General features: G+C 63.4%; 18 protein-coding genes. All 18 read right to left on the bottom strand.

Annotated elements, in window-relative coordinates:
• Positions 1 to 110: 110 nt before the first annotated feature.
• Positions 111 to 740, bottom strand: a complete 630-nt coding sequence (locus QO005_RS04895; protein ID WP_307156865.1) for a hypothetical protein — start codon at positions 738 to 740, stop codon at positions 111 to 113.
• Positions 740 to 1,378, bottom strand: a complete 639-nt coding sequence (locus QO005_RS04890) for a hypothetical protein (RefSeq protein ID WP_307156864.1) — start codon at positions 1,376 to 1,378, stop codon at positions 740 to 742. Before QO005_RS04890 ends, QO005_RS04895 begins: the two co-directional genes overlap by 1 nt.
• Positions 1,378 to 4,917 carry a phage tail length tape measure family protein gene (locus tag QO005_RS04885; RefSeq protein WP_307156863.1) on the bottom strand — a complete coding sequence of 1,180 codons (3,540 nt, stop codon included), beginning with the start codon at positions 4,915 to 4,917 and terminating at the stop codon, positions 1,378 to 1,380. Before QO005_RS04885 ends, QO005_RS04890 begins: the two co-directional genes overlap by 1 nt.
• A complete protein-coding gene (locus QO005_RS04880) occupies positions 4,914 to 5,213 on the bottom strand; it encodes a DUF1799 domain-containing protein (protein WP_307156862.1) in 300 nt (99 codons plus the stop codon). The genes QO005_RS04885 and QO005_RS04880 overlap by 4 nt, the downstream gene beginning before the upstream one ends.
• A gap of 56 nt (positions 5,214 to 5,269) precedes the next feature.
• The gene (locus QO005_RS04875; RefSeq protein ID WP_307156861.1) at positions 5,270 to 5,716 is read right to left on the bottom strand and encodes a hypothetical protein; all 447 of its coding nucleotides are present in this window, start codon (positions 5,714 to 5,716) and stop codon (positions 5,270 to 5,272) included.
• A 32-nt stretch (positions 5,717 to 5,748) separates the two neighbouring features.
• A complete protein-coding gene (locus tag QO005_RS04870) occupies positions 5,749 to 6,675 on the bottom strand; it encodes a phage tail tube protein (protein ID WP_307156860.1) in 927 nt (308 codons plus the stop codon).
• Positions 6,676 to 6,678: 3 nt separating this feature from the next.
• On the bottom strand, positions 6,679 to 6,849 hold the full coding sequence (locus QO005_RS04865; protein WP_307156859.1) for a hypothetical protein: 171 nt from the start codon (positions 6,847 to 6,849) through the stop codon (positions 6,679 to 6,681).
• The gene (locus QO005_RS04860) at positions 6,846 to 7,262 is read right to left on the bottom strand and encodes a phage tail terminator protein (protein WP_307156858.1); all 417 of its coding nucleotides are present in this window, start codon (positions 7,260 to 7,262) and stop codon (positions 6,846 to 6,848) included. The genes QO005_RS04865 and QO005_RS04860 overlap by 4 nt, the downstream gene beginning before the upstream one ends.
• Complete coding sequence (locus QO005_RS04855) at positions 7,259 to 7,834, bottom strand: phage virion morphogenesis protein (RefSeq protein WP_307156857.1); 576 nt, start codon at positions 7,832 to 7,834, stop codon at positions 7,259 to 7,261. Before QO005_RS04855 ends, QO005_RS04860 begins: the two co-directional genes overlap by 4 nt.
• Before the next feature lies 1 nt (position 7,835).
• Complete coding sequence (locus tag QO005_RS04850) at positions 7,836 to 8,273, bottom strand: gp436 family protein (RefSeq protein ID WP_307156856.1); 438 nt, start codon at positions 8,271 to 8,273, stop codon at positions 7,836 to 7,838.
• A gap of 9 nt (positions 8,274 to 8,282) precedes the next feature.
• The gene (locus QO005_RS04845) at positions 8,283 to 8,624 is read right to left on the bottom strand and encodes an HI1506-related protein (RefSeq protein ID WP_307156855.1); all 342 of its coding nucleotides are present in this window, start codon (positions 8,622 to 8,624) and stop codon (positions 8,283 to 8,285) included.
• 114 nt (positions 8,625 to 8,738) lie between these two features.
• Complete coding sequence (locus tag QO005_RS04840; RefSeq protein ID WP_307156854.1) at positions 8,739 to 9,635, bottom strand: Mu-like prophage major head subunit gpT family protein; 897 nt, start codon at positions 9,633 to 9,635, stop codon at positions 8,739 to 8,741.
• A 10-nt stretch (positions 9,636 to 9,645) separates the two neighbouring features.
• Positions 9,646 to 10,053, bottom strand: a complete 408-nt coding sequence (locus tag QO005_RS04835) for a hypothetical protein (protein ID WP_307156853.1) — start codon at positions 10,051 to 10,053, stop codon at positions 9,646 to 9,648.
• Complete coding sequence (locus QO005_RS04830) at positions 10,050 to 11,132, bottom strand: phage protease (RefSeq protein ID WP_307156852.1); 1,083 nt, start codon at positions 11,130 to 11,132, stop codon at positions 10,050 to 10,052. The genes QO005_RS04835 and QO005_RS04830 overlap by 4 nt, the downstream gene beginning before the upstream one ends.
• Positions 11,133 to 11,493: 361 nt before the next feature.
• Positions 11,494 to 12,789: a phage head morphogenesis protein gene (locus QO005_RS04825; RefSeq protein WP_307156851.1), complete on the bottom strand. Its 1,296-nt coding sequence runs from the start codon at positions 12,787 to 12,789 to the stop codon at positions 11,494 to 11,496.
• Positions 12,786 to 14,339: a DUF935 domain-containing protein gene (locus QO005_RS04820; RefSeq protein ID WP_307156850.1), complete on the bottom strand. Its 1,554-nt coding sequence runs from the start codon at positions 14,337 to 14,339 to the stop codon at positions 12,786 to 12,788. Before QO005_RS04820 ends, QO005_RS04825 begins: the two co-directional genes overlap by 4 nt.
• Complete coding sequence (locus tag QO005_RS04815; protein ID WP_307156849.1) at positions 14,339 to 15,703, bottom strand: terminase large subunit domain-containing protein; 1,365 nt, start codon at positions 15,701 to 15,703, stop codon at positions 14,339 to 14,341. The genes QO005_RS04820 and QO005_RS04815 overlap by 1 nt, the downstream gene beginning before the upstream one ends.
• A complete protein-coding gene (locus QO005_RS04810) occupies positions 15,700 to 16,296 on the bottom strand; it encodes a DUF3486 family protein (RefSeq protein ID WP_307156848.1) in 597 nt (198 codons plus the stop codon). Before QO005_RS04810 ends, QO005_RS04815 begins: the two co-directional genes overlap by 4 nt.
• Between the last annotated feature and the right edge of the window lies 1 nt (position 16,297).

Here is a 16,297-nt window from a genome sequence, read left to right as displayed (position 1 = left end):
GCGGCAAAACAGCCACAAGCGTTTGTGGGGGCGGTTTGAAGGGGCTTCAAACACCCTTCAAGAACCTTTCAAATACATAGCAAATCGGGCTCACATCGCAAGCGGCATGCTCAGGTGGACTTCTGGCCCCAGGCGATCTTCCAGGTGGCGATCACGGCGGTGTCCTTTCCCCACTGGTCGTCCTGGCGCACCTTCTGGCCCTCATAGGAGCTTTTGACCGGATTGGAGCGGGTCAGCATCGACATGACATCCGAAACGGCCTTGATCGAGGCCGATCCCGTTCCGCCGGCACGTGGCGTCTTGATCGGTGCGCCGTCGATCTCGCCCATGAAGATGATCATGCCCGGCGCGATCTGTTCGCCGGTCTTCGGATCGATCAGCAATTCGTGGATCTCGATCTTGCCGAGCCTCAAATCGTATTCGCGCACCAGCTGGCGGGCGGCGGTAGCGATCTGGGAAATGTCGATGGTGATCGTCTGGACGGTAAAATCCGAGGTCTGCGGAATATCACTGATCTTCAAGAGATTGCCCGCCGCAAGATAGGGACGGCTGACCAGCGACCCGTCAATGCCGCCGAACACCGTCAGGTTCAGATCCTCATCCCCGGACCAGAAGCCGCGCCCGACAGAATTGCCGGTCGTGCGTTCCTTTGCGGTGAACCAGGCGAGCGTTCTCGGGGCAAAGCCGTCAATCGGCGCGCGCTCCAGCGCGGTCAAGGTGGCGCTATCGATATCCCGCATCAGGTCCTCCGCTTCTGCATGGTTTTGAAACCTGCCCCGGATGTCGTCGTCCGGCGGGCCTCGCCCGGATTATGGCTTTCGGGAACGATGATCATCGGACAGGCCGGCCGGGCGAGCGTCACTGCCATGCCGGCAGCAATCGCCAGCGGCAGGCGCGGGAAGATCGGCGCATCGAGATGACCCTCGGCATCGGCAGCCATCGTCCGGCTTACCTCGACAAAGGCGATCTGGCCGCCATAGGTGATCTGCAGCTTGTCGCCTCTGGAAAGGGTATAGCCGGGTGGAAAGCCGGTCATACGCGCCGTCACCCGATCCGCGCCGATCTCGCGGATGGTGATGGCGTGACCGGCAATGCTCACCCCTTGCGGATCGAGCAGCGGATAGGACCGGATCGGATCGCAAACCAGAAAAGCCGTGCGCACCCCGTCCAGGCTGCGGATCAGCGCCGCGACCTCTGTCGCCTCGTCGTTCCTGGAGGTCCCAAGCGAGATCTCCGCCGTCCACAGCGGCACAGCAAGCTCGGCCTGCCAGACATCGCCGGAGCCCAGCATGTCAAACTCGTCATTGCGCTGGATCGACCAGGTCACCGAGGCAATCGGCAGAAGATCGAACAATTCGGAAAGGGCAAGGGCCGCCATTATCGCCACCTCGGATGCGCGCTGATCTCCTGCATGCGGTCCGGCATCGCCCGGTCATATTCATCGAGCGCCGCCTGCATGCCGGCATAGGCTTCGGCGCGCATCTCGTCCTTGCCATAGGCTCCCGCCATGTTGAGGGTGATGGTGGCGCTGCGCGGCATCGAGAGGCTCTTGCCGGAACCGTCATTGCCGTTGGCGGGCGACCAGAGGCGCTTCGGCGTCGGATAGCTGTCGACGACACCGCCATCGGCATAGCCGCGCTTGCCAAGCCGCATGGCCTCGACCGTATGCATGCCGCCTGCACGGGCAATGTCGGCCTGGCTCCAGACGATTTCGCCCTTGTGGACAACACCGGCCGGTTCATAGAGGCCACCGTCGCCGGTATAGCCGCCGCTGGAATAAAGCCCGATACCGCCATTCAAGATCGCCGACTGGAACTGGCTCGACGAATTGAAGACCGACTGACCGTAGGAGGTGAGGCTGCCGAGGAGCGATACGAGCCCGCCATTGCCGGAGGCCTGTGCCTGCGCCAGGATCTGGCCGAACTTGCCGAGGCCGGAGCCCAGACCGTCCAGCCCCTTGGCGGCAACGCCGGTGGCGCTGTTCAGACCGCTCAGCCCGGAAGCGGCGCTGTTGGTCGATCCGGTGACATTGCCGAGCGCTGAATTGAACTTGTCGACATAGGCGGTGCTGGTCGTGCCGAGAGCGTCCGAGGCATTGGCGGCACTCGACAGCGGACGGCCGGAAAACCACACCGAGGCGGCATCCTGGGCATTGCCGTATTTGGCAACCGAGGCCCCGAAATACTTATTGAACACCGCATCCTGCGCTTCTGAACTCGCCAGGAATTCGTTCGGCGTCATCGACGTGCCGAGCGTTGCCTTCGTCCAGGAGGGAATGTTCGCGCCCATGACCTGATAGGCCCCGTAAGCGCGGTCGCCGGAGGCGGTGAGCGGCCCGAGCGCGGAATAGTTGCCGCCGCTTTCGATCGAGGAGATGGCCTTGCGATAGGAGGAAAGATCGAGAAGGCTGGAATTGCTGTTGGCAGCAGTCTGAGTGCCACCAAGCAAAGTGGTCAGGCCGCCGGTCACCCCGCCATTCAGCATCACGGTTCCGGCCGCCACCTGCATGGTGCCCACCGACTGGCCGAGCGCCTTGCTGGCAAGCGACGTGGCACTGGACGAGCCGCCGCCGAACAGCCGGGAGAAGATGCCGCCGATGCCGCCGACATCGCTCAAGGTGCCGGAGCTCGTGCCGAGCAAGGCGTTCTTGATCGGGTTCTTGATCGCCAGTTCCAGAAAGGTCTTGTTGATGTCGCTGACGATGGTCTTCAGGGCATCCTTGATATTGCCGGAGGAAAGACCGTCGACAATGCTGTCGATGGTGTTGCCGGCCGATTGCTGGACGGCGTTCCAGGCCTCGGTGGTTCTGGCAAGCTGAGTGTTCCAGGCGGCTGTCTCACGCGCCACCCGCCGGATCGCTTCGGCCCGGTCCGATGTCGGATCGGCTCCAAGCTCGCGGATTTTGACCTCGGCATCATATTGCGCCAGAAGCGCCGACTGCTGCGATACCGGCTGCGTGGCGATCGCCGTCTGATAGCGCAGCCGGTCGAGATTTGCGGTCTGGCTCTGCAGATAATTGGCCGCCTCGATCTCGGCCTTCAGCCGCCCGTATTCGGCAGCCTTCTGGCGGATACGGCTGATTTCCTGCTCGTCGATTGCCGCACCCGTCCGGGCCGCCTCCTGCCGGATGGTCGAAATCTGCTGTTCGGCAAAAAGCTGCTCTTCCCGCGCCGCCGTCGTCTGACCGATCAGAGAAAGCTCAAGCCGCTGCTGGGCGATGGTCTGCTGGATGCTTTCGGTCCGCGCGAGCGTGGCATTGCGCGCCTCCACCGCCTGCCTGTTGCGCTCGGCGGTCAGTTCCCGGTCGATCCGCGCCTGCAAGCCGCCATCCTTGTCGCCGTCCTCTCTGGCCGAGGCACGCACCCGCGCCTCGATCGCTGCAAGCTTCTCGGCATTGGTCTGAGCCAGGATCAACTGCTGATCGGCGGCAAACTTTGCATTGGCGTCCTGCAGAGCCGCCGCCCGAAGGTTCACATAGCGTGCCGTCTCGCGCTGGGCGGACAGGCCGGAGCGCGTGTCCTCCCGATCCATCTGCTGGATGATCGCCCGGACCTCGCGCAAGGTCTCGGCCAGCTCTACGGCCCCCTTCGAGGCGAGGATCACCTCGTCGGCCACCTTCTGAAGGCCGTTCAACTGCCCGATCCGGCTGACATTAGTCGCGAAGTCAGAGAGGTCGGCATTGCCGTTTTTAAGGCCGAGGGTCAGCTTGGCGATTTCGGCCTGGAACGGCTCGAACTTCGGCGAAACGGAAAAGGCATCCTGCGCGGCGGCCGTCAGCCGCTCCATCTCCGCGTTCAGTTTGGCCGGTGCATCGCTGGACTGGCGAAGCGCATCGAAGGCGCTCTCGATCTCGGTCTGGAAGGTGCTGAGATCGCCCTTGCCCGCCCGCACCGAGGTCAAAAGATCGTTGACCTGTTTCTGGAACGGCGAGGCATCGGTGGAAAGGAGCGCGTCGAGCCCGGCGGTGGAAGAGCCGAGCAGGCCGCCCTTCAAGAAACCGCCGAAGCTCGTGGCAAGGTCTTCCGACTGTTTCTTGATCGCCGTTTCCAGCGTGGCGATCTCGTTTCGGGCGGAGGCGTCGGTAAAGCCCGCGCCGCCGATCGGCATGGCGGATTTGATCGCCGAGCCCAGATCGCCATATTGCTTCTTCAGCCGCTCGACCGTCTCCGCATGGCTGCCCAGCACCTCTTCAAGCTTCTTGGCGTCACTGCTCGACTGCGACAGCCCCATGCCGAACTGGATCGCGGCAGCCGCACCGGCGGTAAGCGCGATTGCTGCGATTGAGGTTGGGCTGAGAAGAGAGGTCAGCGCCGAGGCTGTGGTCTTGGCGGCATCCTTCAGGGACAATCCGGCATAGGCACCGGCAATCTGGCTGCCCTGCTGCAGGCCGATCATCGCCGGGCTCATCCCCATGGCGGCGGTCGTGGCGATATCCTGAAACTGATACATCGTATTGGTGGCGGCAAAGGACGTGTTTGCCCCACCACCACCCTGCCCCGCCCTGATCGCGGCATTGCGTCCCTTGATCGCATCGATCGAGGCAAGGGTCGCCTGCCGCTGCCGGCTGATCGCCGCCGTCATCTCATCGGCGGAAATCGCACCCAGCCGATGCGCCTGGCGGATCTCGGCCACCGCCGTCTTGTAGGTGGCGGTGACGGCATAGAGCGGGTTGAATTTGGCGCGCAGCCGGTCGAGCTCGGCACCATAGGCGGCAATGTCTGCGGCGCGCGAATTGGAATTGGCCGCCGGGCGGGCAAGACCGAGCTCGGCATCGACCAGCTTCTGCAGCTTCGTGGCGCTGGTGACAGCTTCCGTGCCGATGCCTGCAATCGCCTGCCGGGTGGCCTGCGCACCGGCCGTAACACCGCTTGCATCCATGGCGACGGTGATGCCAAGTTTCAAAGGGGCGGCCATCATTCCTCTCCGCTGTTGAGGATCGGCAGCGCCGCTTCCTCCATCACCCGCACATCGTCCCAGGCCTGATCGGCAAAGTGCCCGCGCCGGAAGACGACATCGCAGGCGGTGTAATCGAGGCCGATCCAGATCATGCCGCCGAGCCCGACACCGACGACCCGCCATTGCGTGTCACAGGCGAGAAAGGCCGTGAGGCTTTGCCAATTGCAGGCGGCGACCGGATGGATCACCTCGCCCGCCTCTTCCACCTCGACCACCAGACCGAAAGCCGCGAATTCGTCGCGCACGCTCTCGGTCACGATCTGCGGCTTCGTCCGGTCGATCTTGCCGGTCCGATGCCGCGCCCAGCTTTGGGCTAGTTCTTCAAGTTTCCCAATCGGGCCTTGTCGTTCGAGACGGCTTCTTCATAGGCGCGGTTCAGCGCCACGCGGATACGGTCAAAGCCGAGCGCCATGTCGAGAGTATCAGGGCTGAACGGCAGTGGCTGGTCATCGGCATCGACCACGCCCCGCCAGTTGCTGACCATCAGGTGAAACATGCGCCGGTCATGATCCTCGATCTCTGCCCTCACCCGGGTCGCCGCGTCGGAGGCAGCCCTCAGATCGGTGGCATAATCCTCGGCTGACGGCAGCCGGTTGATCAGGTCGGCGCGCTGATCGTCATAGGGCTTCAGTTCGTCCTTGCCCCGGATCACCAGTTCGACCTCGAACGTCGCCTCCTTCAGCGTGCCGGGATTGTCATTATCCGGTTCCAGCACGGAAACGGGCCACCAGGCAGTCAGGGTGGGTACGAGTTTGAACATGCTTCAAAGCCTCTTTGAACGCCCTTCAGGGCCTACTTGACGGTGATGGTGAATTCGTCGTTGCCGGCGCTCGGCAGCAACATCATCGGCATCTTGTTGTTGAGGATCTTCTGGTTCTCCTCATAGGTCGTGCGGCCGATCTGCACGCGCGGTGCATCGAACTGGACGATATTGCCCGCCGCCTTGCCATGCTGGGCAGCCAATACGCCGGTCTCGTGGGAAAGCGCCTTGCCGAACCAGTCGACGGTGGCAAGCGAGGTCGCGGCCATCGTCGCCTCGCCGGTCATCTGCCGGTCGGTATATTCGATGCTCTCTTCATTGATCAGCAGGCGCGGCTGGATATCGCCCGCCAGATCGAAGGAAAACGCCTCGCAGGCCCCGGCATAGCCGAGCAGCGAAAACGTGGTGTTTGCCTTGGAAACCGGAACCGGCTTGATGAATTTGGTGAGGTCGATTACCGGGTTGGCGTCATCGGTGATCGTGCCGAGAAGACCGGTCAGCGTATAGCTGAAACGGGCAATCTGGCTCGGCTGCATCGAAAGCTTCCAGGTGCCGCGTGCGCCGAGCAGCACATGCTTGATGCCGTCATTGACGAAATAGATCGAGGCGGCCTCGAAATCGCGGGAAACCGGCGTGTATTTGACATCCGTTGCCGCCGTGATCACCTCGGCCATGCCGCAGGCCCGCATCAGAACGCCCCAGGCCGGTACGGTTCCGGCCGCACCCGATCCCGCCACCTCGACATCGAAGGCGAGGCGGGCATAGTTGCCGGTCAGGATCACGCCCTGATGGCCCATGTAAGGAAGGATCAGGTCGCGGCTGACATCAGTGCCCAGCAGCGGCTCGAAGTTGAAATTCCCCGCCTGCATGGCATTGGCCGCCCCGGTCGGGGCGGCATCCTCGCCATAGGTCGCCTCAAGCTTCACCAGCAGGGCCTTGTTGCGTGCGTATTTCGTCATGGCTCAGGCCTTTCCCTTCTTGGCGCTGGTCTCGTCTTGCGCCTCCGGCGTTTCGCTCGAAGGCTGGGCGGCGGGCTGTTCCGGCTCGGCTGGTTTGAAGGCGGCAATCTCGATTCGGGTCAGGCTGCCGTCCGGATTGCGCAGATAGCTGCCGCCCGTCTGCGGGTTCGTCATGGCTGTTCCTCCTGATAAAAGGCCGTGCCGAAAACATCCTCGAACCAGACCATGCCGTCTCTCGCCTGCTGCAGCCGCCCGGTAATGTGTTCCAGCGGCTCGGCATCGGCGGGCGTGAAGCCGAGGAGCAAGCCACGGGTGAACGCCTTCAGGGTCTCGATGTCGCGGGCCGCATCTTCCGCGCCGCCGGCATTCTCGGTGATGATCACCACGGAGAGGTCGACGGCGGTGCGCTGCAGGATCGGCCCGGTCAGCCGCTGATTGTCTTCCGAGGCCTCGCCGCTGACGAAGACATAGGCCGCAGGCGTATTCCCCGGCCGGTCCTTGACCTCCGCCAGTTCGTTCGCCCCTTCGACGATGACGAAGGGCGTGCCTGCCTGCTTCAGCCGGTCGATGATTTCGAAGACGATCATTCCACAGCCTTTCCGAAGTCGGTCATGATGATGGTGGCGATCTCGGCCCGGTCGGCATCGTTGATGCCGAGATAGGGACGGGCTGGCATGACGATCTGCCGCGCGCCGATCGTCACCTCGCGCTCGACCGCGCCCTTGGCTCCGGCCCTGACGAAACGGACCTGTTTTGAGCCGCGAATGCGCTTCAGGCTGAGCGTCTGGGATCGGGCCGTCTGACGGATCACGCCCCCGAACTGGTGGATCGCGGCATATTCAACATTGGTGCCGACGGTCGCGCTGACGGCATCGGAGGCAGCGGTGAGACTGTTCTTCAGCCGCCCGGTGCGAACGAGAATATGCTCGCTGCCACGCTTCACGCGGCCCTTGCCGATCCTCTGGGCCGCCGTGCGGGGTTTCAGCGGCTTCCACTTCTGCCCGTCCGGCCCAATCTCCTGCTCGAAGCGCTGCTGGGTCGAGGTGAGCAGATAGGCCGCGACATCGCTCATGATCGCAGCCGGATTATCTGACACGCTGACGAGACGCTCCAGCGTCGGCGTCAATCCGTCCCGGATCTCGATGGAAGTCCCGGCCATCTCAATAGCCCTTCAGCGTCTTGCGGGAGAAGGTCCGGTCCGGAGCCACGACCTTGACCTGACCGCCACCGGAGACCGGCGGCGTCTCGCCGGTTTCGGTCTCGATCAATTGCACGATGCCTCTGGCGACATCCCGGAAATAGGAAAGCGCCTGGTCATGGCTGCGCTGGATCGGGCTGTCTCTTTCGACGCCCTTGAAATGCAGATAGTAGCGGGCGACGTCTGCGGTGAGCTTCACCAGCACCTCCGGCACGGTCACCAGCGGCAGGCTGTAGGCCTTACCGATATAGCCGTCCGCAAGCGCGGTGGCATCCGCAATGGCGCGGGCAATGATCGTGTCGTCCATCGCCCCGGCGGGCGGCGTGGCGCGATCGGTCAACTGGATCAGTTCCCGCTCCCCGAACCGCTCGATCAGATCCTGCTTGGTGCAATAGGCCATGGACCCGCCTCAGCCTTGCGCCGACTTGGCATCGTCAGCCGGGACCGGCTCATCCGGCTTTTCCACCAGTTCGGTAATCAGGGCGGGCTCAGCCAGGATCTGCTCTATTTTGGCCGGATGCAGGGTCTTGAGATCATGCAGCACCGGCGTCGCCGGATGCGCGAGATCGCCGCGCCGCAAACCGGCATCCGTGGAGACCACCCGCAAGACCGGCTCCACCGCCCTATCCCAGGCGCGCATCAGCGCATGGGTCAACGGATAGAGCTTTTTGAATTCGTCCTCGGTGACGGTCCGGAATTCGTCCAGCCAGCTTTTTTCCGTGCCGGCGGTCTCGTCTTTCTTCGAAGCCATGATGGGGTCCTTTTCGGTTCCTGATGGAAAAGCCGTCGAAGCCGGCGCTTGCATCAGGAACCGCCAGCCGAAGCTGACGGCCCTTGCCCTGGGAGGCATTGCGGGGATGACGGATCAGGAAAGCCAGGGCGAAACCAGCACCTCGGCCGTGCCGTACCACTGGTTGGTGCCGCCATTGTCGGTCAGCTGGTTACCGACGATCTTGCGGGCCGCCCCTTCCAGCGACGGCGGCACGATCAAAAGGCGCGGATTGATAGCAAGCGGATTGCCGTAATCGGCCTTCAGGCTGCCGAGACCGACGCGGGCCGCCTCGTAGCTGGTGACATCGAGCGTCTGCTTCGAGCCCCAGGCCTGTTGCCAGAAGCCGAAACCGACCTGGCAGCGACCGTCGAGACCGTAGACATATTCCTTCTTGAAGAAGACGTTGTCGTCGCTCTCCTGGTCCTTGCGGATCAGGTTGGTGAAGGGCTTGCGGCTCTGGTAGATCAGCGGTTTCAAGGCGCGTGTATCGTCGATCAGGAACCAGGCCGTGCCATTGCCGCCATCGGTATTGGCCACGGAATTGACGTTGCCCTTGGCATCGAGCACCGGATGATCGGTGTCGAAGAAATACTGGCCGTCATAGCACTTCGTGCCGAAACCGTTCTTCAGGAGCCCCCAGACCAGCTGGTCGGGAAAGAGCGCTGCGTTCTGGCCAAGCTGCTGGAACATCGGCCCATAGATGCCGAGATTGTCGTCTTCGAAATCGTCACGGTCGACGCCGATCGTCGTTTCATAGGACTTGTTGGTCAGCGTATAGCCGTGGCTGGCAAGACCGTTGACCACGCGGTCGCCGATCCATTCGCGCATGCCCGGAAACTGGCCGAGCCAGCCATATTCCTGCGTCTTGGTGGTCGAGGTAATCAGGGTCGCGATCCGCGACCACTGCGAGGTGGCCATTCCAAGGCCAGCCTGGAAGGCCGCGTTGAAGCCGACATAGGCCGACTGGAGCGATTGGCGGGTAATCAGCATGGACGTCCTCTCAGGAGAATTTGACCCACACGCCGTCATCGTCGACATCGAAGATCGTGCCGGCCACGGGACGCGCGGAGGAATTGGAGGTTCTGGCGACCGTCTGATCGTCGACGGCAAAGCAGTCCGATCCGATATCGACCAGGGTGATGGCGTCACCGCCGGTGGAGTTTTCAAAGCGGAAGATGCCAGCCTTGACATCGGCGCGCTGGTCGCCGTCCGCGCCCTGATTGACGATCCGCCGCTCGTTGCGGCCGACGACCTTCAGATTGGCAAGGGTACTGGCCGGCACCAGAAAGCCGTTTTCGCTGAGCGCCACCATTGATCCGGCGAAGAGCGTCGTTGCCCCCTTGACCGGAAAGTTGCGGTTATCGCCCGAGCGCTGGGGCGTGTTGCGGTCGATGGTCAACGCCGTCATGCGTCACCGCCTTTCTTGGCCTTGAGGAAGGTTTCCTTGCTGAGACCCATCTGGCTCATCACCGCCAGATCTTCGCTCGTCAGATCGGTGTCCGCGCCCGTGCCGGGCGGGGCAACGCCCGCGCGCTGCGTGGCGGTCAGAACCGGAGAAGCGTCGGCAAAGGCCTTGAAGGCGGCCGGGTCCTTCTTGTGAAGGTCGAGGCCCCAGTTTTTGAGCGCTGGTGCCAGACGGCCTTCGGTGATGGCGCGGTGGACGGCGATTTCGGCCTCCTCGCCTTCAATCTTGGTTTGAAGGGCCTTCAAACCGTTCTGGAGGGCCGTGACCTGCTCGATCGGCACGAAGCGCGTCGGGTCAACCTCGCTGCGGGCCGACTGGATCGCCGTGACGATCTCGGTCGGCTTGGCGGAGGCGGAAAGCCCGGCGGCAGCGGCAATGGCCGCATTGCCGGTCAGGACACTGTTGATCGCGGTGAGAATGGCGCTCTCATCCGCGTCCTCGGAAAGCCCCAAGGCGGCGGCAATCGTCTTCATATCGTTTTCCTGGTTCTGTTGAGCACGGGTTTGCTGGGCGCTGGCGGCAACCGCCGCGAGGTCGAGATTGGGCACGTTGGTGAGCCCCGCCGAAATCAGCCGCAGCACGCGGCCGCTCGGATCGTGGTGATAGGCGGGCGAGATGTAGCGATATTCCCCGGCGCGGATGCTCTGGACGGCCTTTTCCGTCCACTCGATCCGGCCGTAGAGACCGTCGGGCCGCGCTTCGAGTTGCTTGATCCAGCCGGCGGCCGGTGCCTGGCCGCCGACACCCGGCACGGCGGAAAACTGCGTCTGGTGATCGTAATCGACCACGAGATCGGTGGTGCCGGCGCGCTGGGCGGTCGCGGCGATCACCGCCTGCATGCCGTCCATGCCGTTGACCGAATAGGGACCGCGACCGTCACGGCCGGAAAATGAGCCGAGCGGCATCAGCAGGGTCCAGTGGCCGGTGCTGCCCTCTTCCGGCGAAACGGCATCGGCACCGCCCAGCATGACGGCATGGGTGGCGATAAGGCTCGAAGGGTGGGTTTGGGTGTTTTTCGTCATGGGGCAAGAGTGCCCCGGCGCTTTAAGCAAAAACAGCCACAAGGGTTTGCGGATAAGGCCCGGTGGCAATGAGACGGTCCTTCAAGACATAACACGACGCGGGAGAGAGACAAGGCTTCGAATTCAAACCGTCTTCAAACTCCGTGGGCGCGTTTCTGGGGGCTTGCCGGTGTCGTCGCCCATCCGAACGCTTGCTGCGCGTCTGTGGCCTTCTGTGCGCCCCGTTGAAATCCCGCCTCATCGGCGTATGATGGAGGAGATGGCCGCCGCGACAACCGGGAAATCGCCGGTCCGGTTCAGTGATCCCGTCCTGGCAACGGCGACACTGTTACGGGGAAGGTGGCGTACCCCCCGGTGGCCATCAAATCTTCCCCGACAACACCTCATAGGCAGACGGATCGGCAAGCGTCACCGCATCGACGAGACCCGCCGTGCGGATCGAATTGGTTTTGATCGACTGCGGCTTTCCGCCAGGCGGGCGGGCCTTGGTCTCAAAATCGACCTTCACGACGATCTTGGCCAGGCGCGGATCGTGTCCGCTGTCGAAGACATAAAGAAGCGCACCGTCGCGTCTGTCGCGCAGCACCGCCCTCGGACGGCTGAGATTGGCCGGTAGCTGTCGCAGCACGGCGGCGTCGACGCCCCTGCCCGCGCTCGCCTTGCTATCGCGCAGCATATGCAGCGCCGTCTGCTGGGTGAGCGTGATCGCCCCGCTCCCGGGCGCGATGCCCGTCCTTGCGAGCGCGGCCAGAACCTCCTCGGACAAGGCCCCGACGACGACGATGGAGCGGTCGACCCGGCCGCCGGCCATTGCCGCATCGAACCAGCGGGCGAAATCATCGCCGAGTGGCTTTACCAGCCAGTCCGGGTCCTTGTTTACTTGCGCGGCCAGGATCGGCGGTGCATCGATCAGCTTCTCGGCCGCATCGAAAGCGCGGTATCCGGCGTTGCCGGGATTATGGTCCCAGCCCGGATCGATGCCGCGCGGGATCATCCGGACCTCACCGGTGCGCTTGTTGGTGAAAGTCACCAGATCGTCGTCCGGCGGCGTGAAGGTCAACTGCCCGCGCATGCGATCGACATCGCGGTCCGACAAGCTCTGCAAGGTGCAGCGGCAATTCCAGCCGCAAGGCGGTGCCCAGGTGTCCCAATAGGGATGATCGACCGGAAGGCAGAGATTGTGCCGCTTGCGATGCTCCGGCCGGGTGCGTCCGTCGAGAACGCAGACATAGCGCAGCCAGGGACGGCGCGCCTTGTTGCGCTCGAAGGCGGCCCAATGACCGGCAGCATAAGACACCCGGAGGTTCGCATCGAAGATCAGTTGCAGGCGGCGGGGCGAACCAAGCTGCGCCGGACCGGTTTTGCCGGTCAGCGGATCGGTGACCTGCTGCACGCCCCACCAGCCCTTGGCCTGCAGGATCGGCGTAATCGTCCTGATCGCCTTTTCGACCGCAATCCCTTCATCCAGAACCGTTTGAACGCCGTCAAACAGATCGGTCAGAATGTCGAAACCGGCAGACTTGGCGACCGTGAACTGCCGGGCGTGTTCCTCGGCATAGACGTCCTGCCAGGAAAAGGACGGGGCCAGCGTTTGACCGCGCGCCTTCAGCGCCTTGATGGCGTCTTCAGGCTTTATCGCCTGAATGGTCGCCGTCACGACAAGGCCTCATCGGCTTCACCTGCGATCCGCGCCGAAAAAGCCGCACGCGCCAGAAGCTCGACAAAGGCATTGACGCCCATGGTACTGACCTGCCGCGCCAGGATGGCCTGCACGTCTTCGATGGACGTCGCCTGGCTCAAGGCCTCGCTCAGCCCGTCGACCACCGGCGGCGTCATCTCCTGCCAGTTCTCGGCAGTGATGCTAGCGGCGGCCAGGTCGATGGCGTCATGAGCGGCAAAGCCCATCTGGCTCTGGGTGGCGATGGCGGGCGGCTTTGCCTTTGCCTGATCGGCGGGCGGCGGTTCCGGGGCTGCGGCAGGCGCCAGCAGTTCCTCATCCTTGCCGGGGTCCGGCAGGCCGATCCGGTCGCGCATGGTGGACATGCCGACCTTAAGCCCGAGCGGCACCAGCTTGACGACATTGCCGACCAGGCTGTCGATGTCGATATCGTCAGGTCGGCCGATGCGGATCTTCGGATATTTCTTGCGCCGGCCGCGATTGAGCGAGACCAGCGGAATGACGAGATCGCGGTTCAGCGTGGCGGCCAGCTGGCGGGCATCGGCGCGCTCGATATCTTCGCGCACGCCGTCATGCACCTTGCCGACCGCATAGCCGCCGGCCTGCGCATCGGTGGTCGCCGTCTGGCCCAGCACCAGCTTGGAGATCTGCCGGTCCAGCCAGTCGGAGCGGCGTTCATAAAGATCGATGCTGCCGGTGATGGTCGCCTGGACGAACTCGATCACCATGCTTTCGGGAATGGTGGCGGCAAAGTCCGAGGCAATATTGCTGACGGCGCGCAGCAGCACCTCCTTGTCAACCTCGGAGGCATTTTCTCCATATTTGCCGAGCCGCAAGGGCTGACCGTAGGCCTCGCAGAAAATCCCCCAATCGGACGCGGTGAAGGCCTTGAAGAGATAGGCCCAGGCGGCAGAGCGCGCCAGCCCGCCCCGGATCGTCAGGCCGGACTTGATCTTGGCGCGGTGTACGATCCACTTGCCGGGCCAGAGATCCTCCTCGCCTGCCGGGCTGCGCAACCGGATGGTTTCCTTGTCGGCCTGATCGAAGACGAACCAGCGCGGGTCGCGCCATTTGAGAGTATCGACCGTCCACTGGCTTTCCGATGTGTCCCAGAGGATTTCCGTGGCGGAAAAGCCCTTGCCGATCGCATCCAGAATGTCGAAAAGCTCGTCTTCGAGATCGTCACGCTCGACAACCTCGCGGACGAGATCGGCGTCAGCGACATCGTCGGCGGCATCGCTTGCCGCCTCCACCGTAATCTCCAGCCCCGAGACCTGGCGTTTGCGGACACCGAGAACACCGGCATAGTGTTCGTTGCGCTCCTCCATATCCTCGGCCAGTTCCAGATAGCGCTCCGGATCGCCGTCGAGCGATTCGCGCAGGATGCGGGCAAGCTTGGGCGGGGTAAGACCCGGAGCCTGATGATTGCCGACCGGGCGGCGCACGCCGATCACGGTCGGCGCAGCCTGCTCCTGCTTCATCTGGGTTGGGCGGATCGGGTTGCCATACTGGTCGAGAAGCTGGGCCATCAATAGCCTCCGCGTTTGTTACGCATCGACGCCATCCGGTAGGGCTGCTCATCCGCGGTCTGGCTTTCGGAAAATCGGGATTTCGGCGCAGGGGCCGGCTGATAGGCATATTCGCCGACCAGCCCATCGGCGGCGTGGATGCCGAGAAAGGCCGCCCAGGTGCGGTCGGCATGGTCGTCATCGCGCTCGGCGACAAAGCGCGGCGCGCCGGTGGCAGACGCCACCTTGCGCAGCTTGTGCAGATCGGCCCGAAGCTTCTGGTCGCCCTGGCGGATACGCACGGTGCGATCCTCGAACCGCTCCTTGCCGCGTGTCGCCATGACGAGCTTGTTGGGCGCGGTGAACAGCACGCCTTCGACGCGGCTGCCATAGCGGCGCTGCGCGTCTTCGGTCACCTTCTCGCCCATGCCGGTCTGGTCGATACAGGCCCGGCCGACCCGGTAGCGCCGCATTACATCGTCAAAGGCCTCGTCCATCTCGGCAAAGGTGGCGCGCTTCTGCTCGATGCGCTCGCGCTCCCAAAGGACGTCACCGATCTGCTCCCAGACCCAGATCACATGCAGGTCTTCACGCCGGCCGATATCGCGTCCGACAAAGCAGACATTGCCTTGATAGCCTTCCGGGTCACCGGCCTTCTCGTCCTCGCAGGAGGAAATCAGATCGTAGGAGAGCCAGGCGCTCGCCTCATCGAGCCATTTCAGTTCGAATTCCTGCGCCCAGCTATCCTCATCCGCCAGACCTGCCCGCAATTCTTCGATGTCGCGCGGCAGCCCGTCGCGGACGGCCTGATAGATATCGACGATATGACGGCTCCAGGGATCGCTCTCCGGTCCGGTCGCAAGCTCGTAGAACTTGTTGCTCTTACCGTTCGGGGTCGAGGTGACGCGAATGCTCCAGCCCTTGGAGATGACGGGAAAGAGCGCCCGCCAGATCTGCTGGCTGTCCTTATGAAAGGCGAACTCGTCCAGAAACACATTGGCGGAAAAGCCGCGCGCCGTATCGGGATTGGCCGGCAGCGCCGTGATCTTCGAGCCATGCGGCAGCGTCACTTCCAGCGCCTTGTGGGTGCCGCTCTCGCCTTCCCAATCGAACTCGGCCTCCTGAAAGGCGAGATCATAGGCCTTGCAATGGACCTTGATCCCCTCGTTCATCGCTTCGCGCGCCTGACGCTCCCCGCGCGACAGCACCACCCAGCGCTCGCGCTTGCCGGAGACGGCCGCCTCAAAGCAGGTATCGACGGTTTCCAGCGTGGTGGTGAAGGTCTTGCCGGTCTGGCGGGCGAACATGCCAAGCTTGAAGCGGGAGCGGTCGCGCAGCCAGCGCTGCTGATAGCCATAAAGGGGAACGGCGGGCGACGGCCTCATTCGAAGATCCCGTAAATATCTTCGCGGATCTTGCGCAGCACCTCCTGCCCGTCGGGCTTGCCTTGGGCGTCCATCTGGGTGGACACCGTGGCAAACACCTTTTCCGCCTTCTGCTTGAAATCGGCCTCGACCTTGCGGCGGCGCTCGGAGGAAACCGATTGCGCCTGGGCGGAGGCGCGCAGCGCATTGGCAAGCGCCATGGCACCTTTCGGATCGATCCCGGCTTCACCCTTGCCGGTCAGAAGTTCGAAGATCAGTGTCTTGATCGCTTCCGCCGCGATCAGGGTCAGGTCGTCGCTTGCCTGCGCATCGAACTTTCCGGCAATGGCAGTGGCGATATCGCGGGTCTCGTTCAGCCGCCGTGTCATCTCCGCCAGCCGTACGGAATAGCGGTTGAAGGCGCTGAAGGAAGGAATACGGATTTCCAGCTCGCCGCGATATTCCTGTTCGAGCGCCTGAAGCCTGGAGACGAATTCCTGATAGATATCGGTCTGGGTCCGGTCGCGGTCCTGCAAGGCCTCGGCCGCCCAGGCGACGATCGGTCCGCATTCCTCCGGCAACAGTTCAATGCCGCTCAGCCGCCCGCGTCCCATG

Origin of the sequence: Allorhizobium paknamense (assembly GCF_030815125.1) — a bacterium.
Classification (GTDB): Bacteria; Pseudomonadota; Alphaproteobacteria; order Rhizobiales; family Rhizobiaceae; genus Allorhizobium; species Allorhizobium paknamense.
Note: the sequence above shows the minus strand (reverse complement) of the source record. Positions and strands in the feature narration are given on the sequence as shown.

Coding starts and splice junctions, on each gene's coding strand:
- QO005_RS04890 (WP_307156864.1), bottom strand. CDS start 1,378: ATGGCGGCCCTTGCCCTTTCCGAATTGTTCGATCTTCTGCCGATTGCC.
- QO005_RS04885 (WP_307156863.1), bottom strand. CDS start 4,917: ATGATGGCCGCCCCTTTGAAACTTGGCATCACCGTCGCCATGGATGCA.
- QO005_RS04870 (WP_307156860.1), bottom strand. CDS start 6,675: ATGACGAAATACGCACGCAACAAGGCCCTGCTGGTGAAGCTTGAGGCG.
- QO005_RS04895 (WP_307156865.1), bottom strand. CDS start 740: ATGCGGGATATCGATAGCGCCACCTTGACCGCGCTGGAGCGCGCGCCG.
- QO005_RS04865 (WP_307156859.1), bottom strand. CDS start 6,849: ATGACGAACCCGCAGACGGGCGGCAGCTATCTGCGCAATCCGGACGGC.
- QO005_RS04810 (WP_307156848.1), bottom strand. CDS start 16,296: ATGGGACGCGGGCGGCTGAGCGGCATTGAACTGTTGCCGGAGGAATGC.
- QO005_RS04845 (WP_307156855.1), bottom strand. CDS start 8,624: ATGGCTTCGAAGAAAGACGAGACCGCCGGCACGGAAAAAAGCTGGCTG.
- QO005_RS04820 (WP_307156850.1), bottom strand. CDS start 14,339: ATGGCCCAGCTTCTCGACCAGTATGGCAACCCGATCCGCCCAACCCAG.
- QO005_RS04860 (WP_307156858.1), bottom strand. CDS start 7,262: ATGATCGTCTTCGAAATCATCGACCGGCTGAAGCAGGCAGGCACGCCC.
- QO005_RS04855 (WP_307156857.1), bottom strand. CDS start 7,834: ATGGCCGGGACTTCCATCGAGATCCGGGACGGATTGACGCCGACGCTG.
- QO005_RS04875 (WP_307156861.1), bottom strand. CDS start 5,716: ATGTTCAAACTCGTACCCACCCTGACTGCCTGGTGGCCCGTTTCCGTG.
- QO005_RS04850 (WP_307156856.1), bottom strand. CDS start 8,273: ATGGCCTATTGCACCAAGCAGGATCTGATCGAGCGGTTCGGGGAGCGG.
- QO005_RS04840 (WP_307156854.1), bottom strand. CDS start 9,635: ATGCTGATTACCCGCCAATCGCTCCAGTCGGCCTATGTCGGCTTCAAC.
- QO005_RS04835 (WP_307156853.1), bottom strand. CDS start 10,053: ATGACGGCGTTGACCATCGACCGCAACACGCCCCAGCGCTCGGGCGAT.
- QO005_RS04815 (WP_307156849.1), bottom strand. CDS start 15,703: ATGAGGCCGTCGCCCGCCGTTCCCCTTTATGGCTATCAGCAGCGCTGG.
- QO005_RS04830 (WP_307156852.1), bottom strand. CDS start 11,132: ATGACGAAAAACACCCAAACCCACCCTTCGAGCCTTATCGCCACCCAT.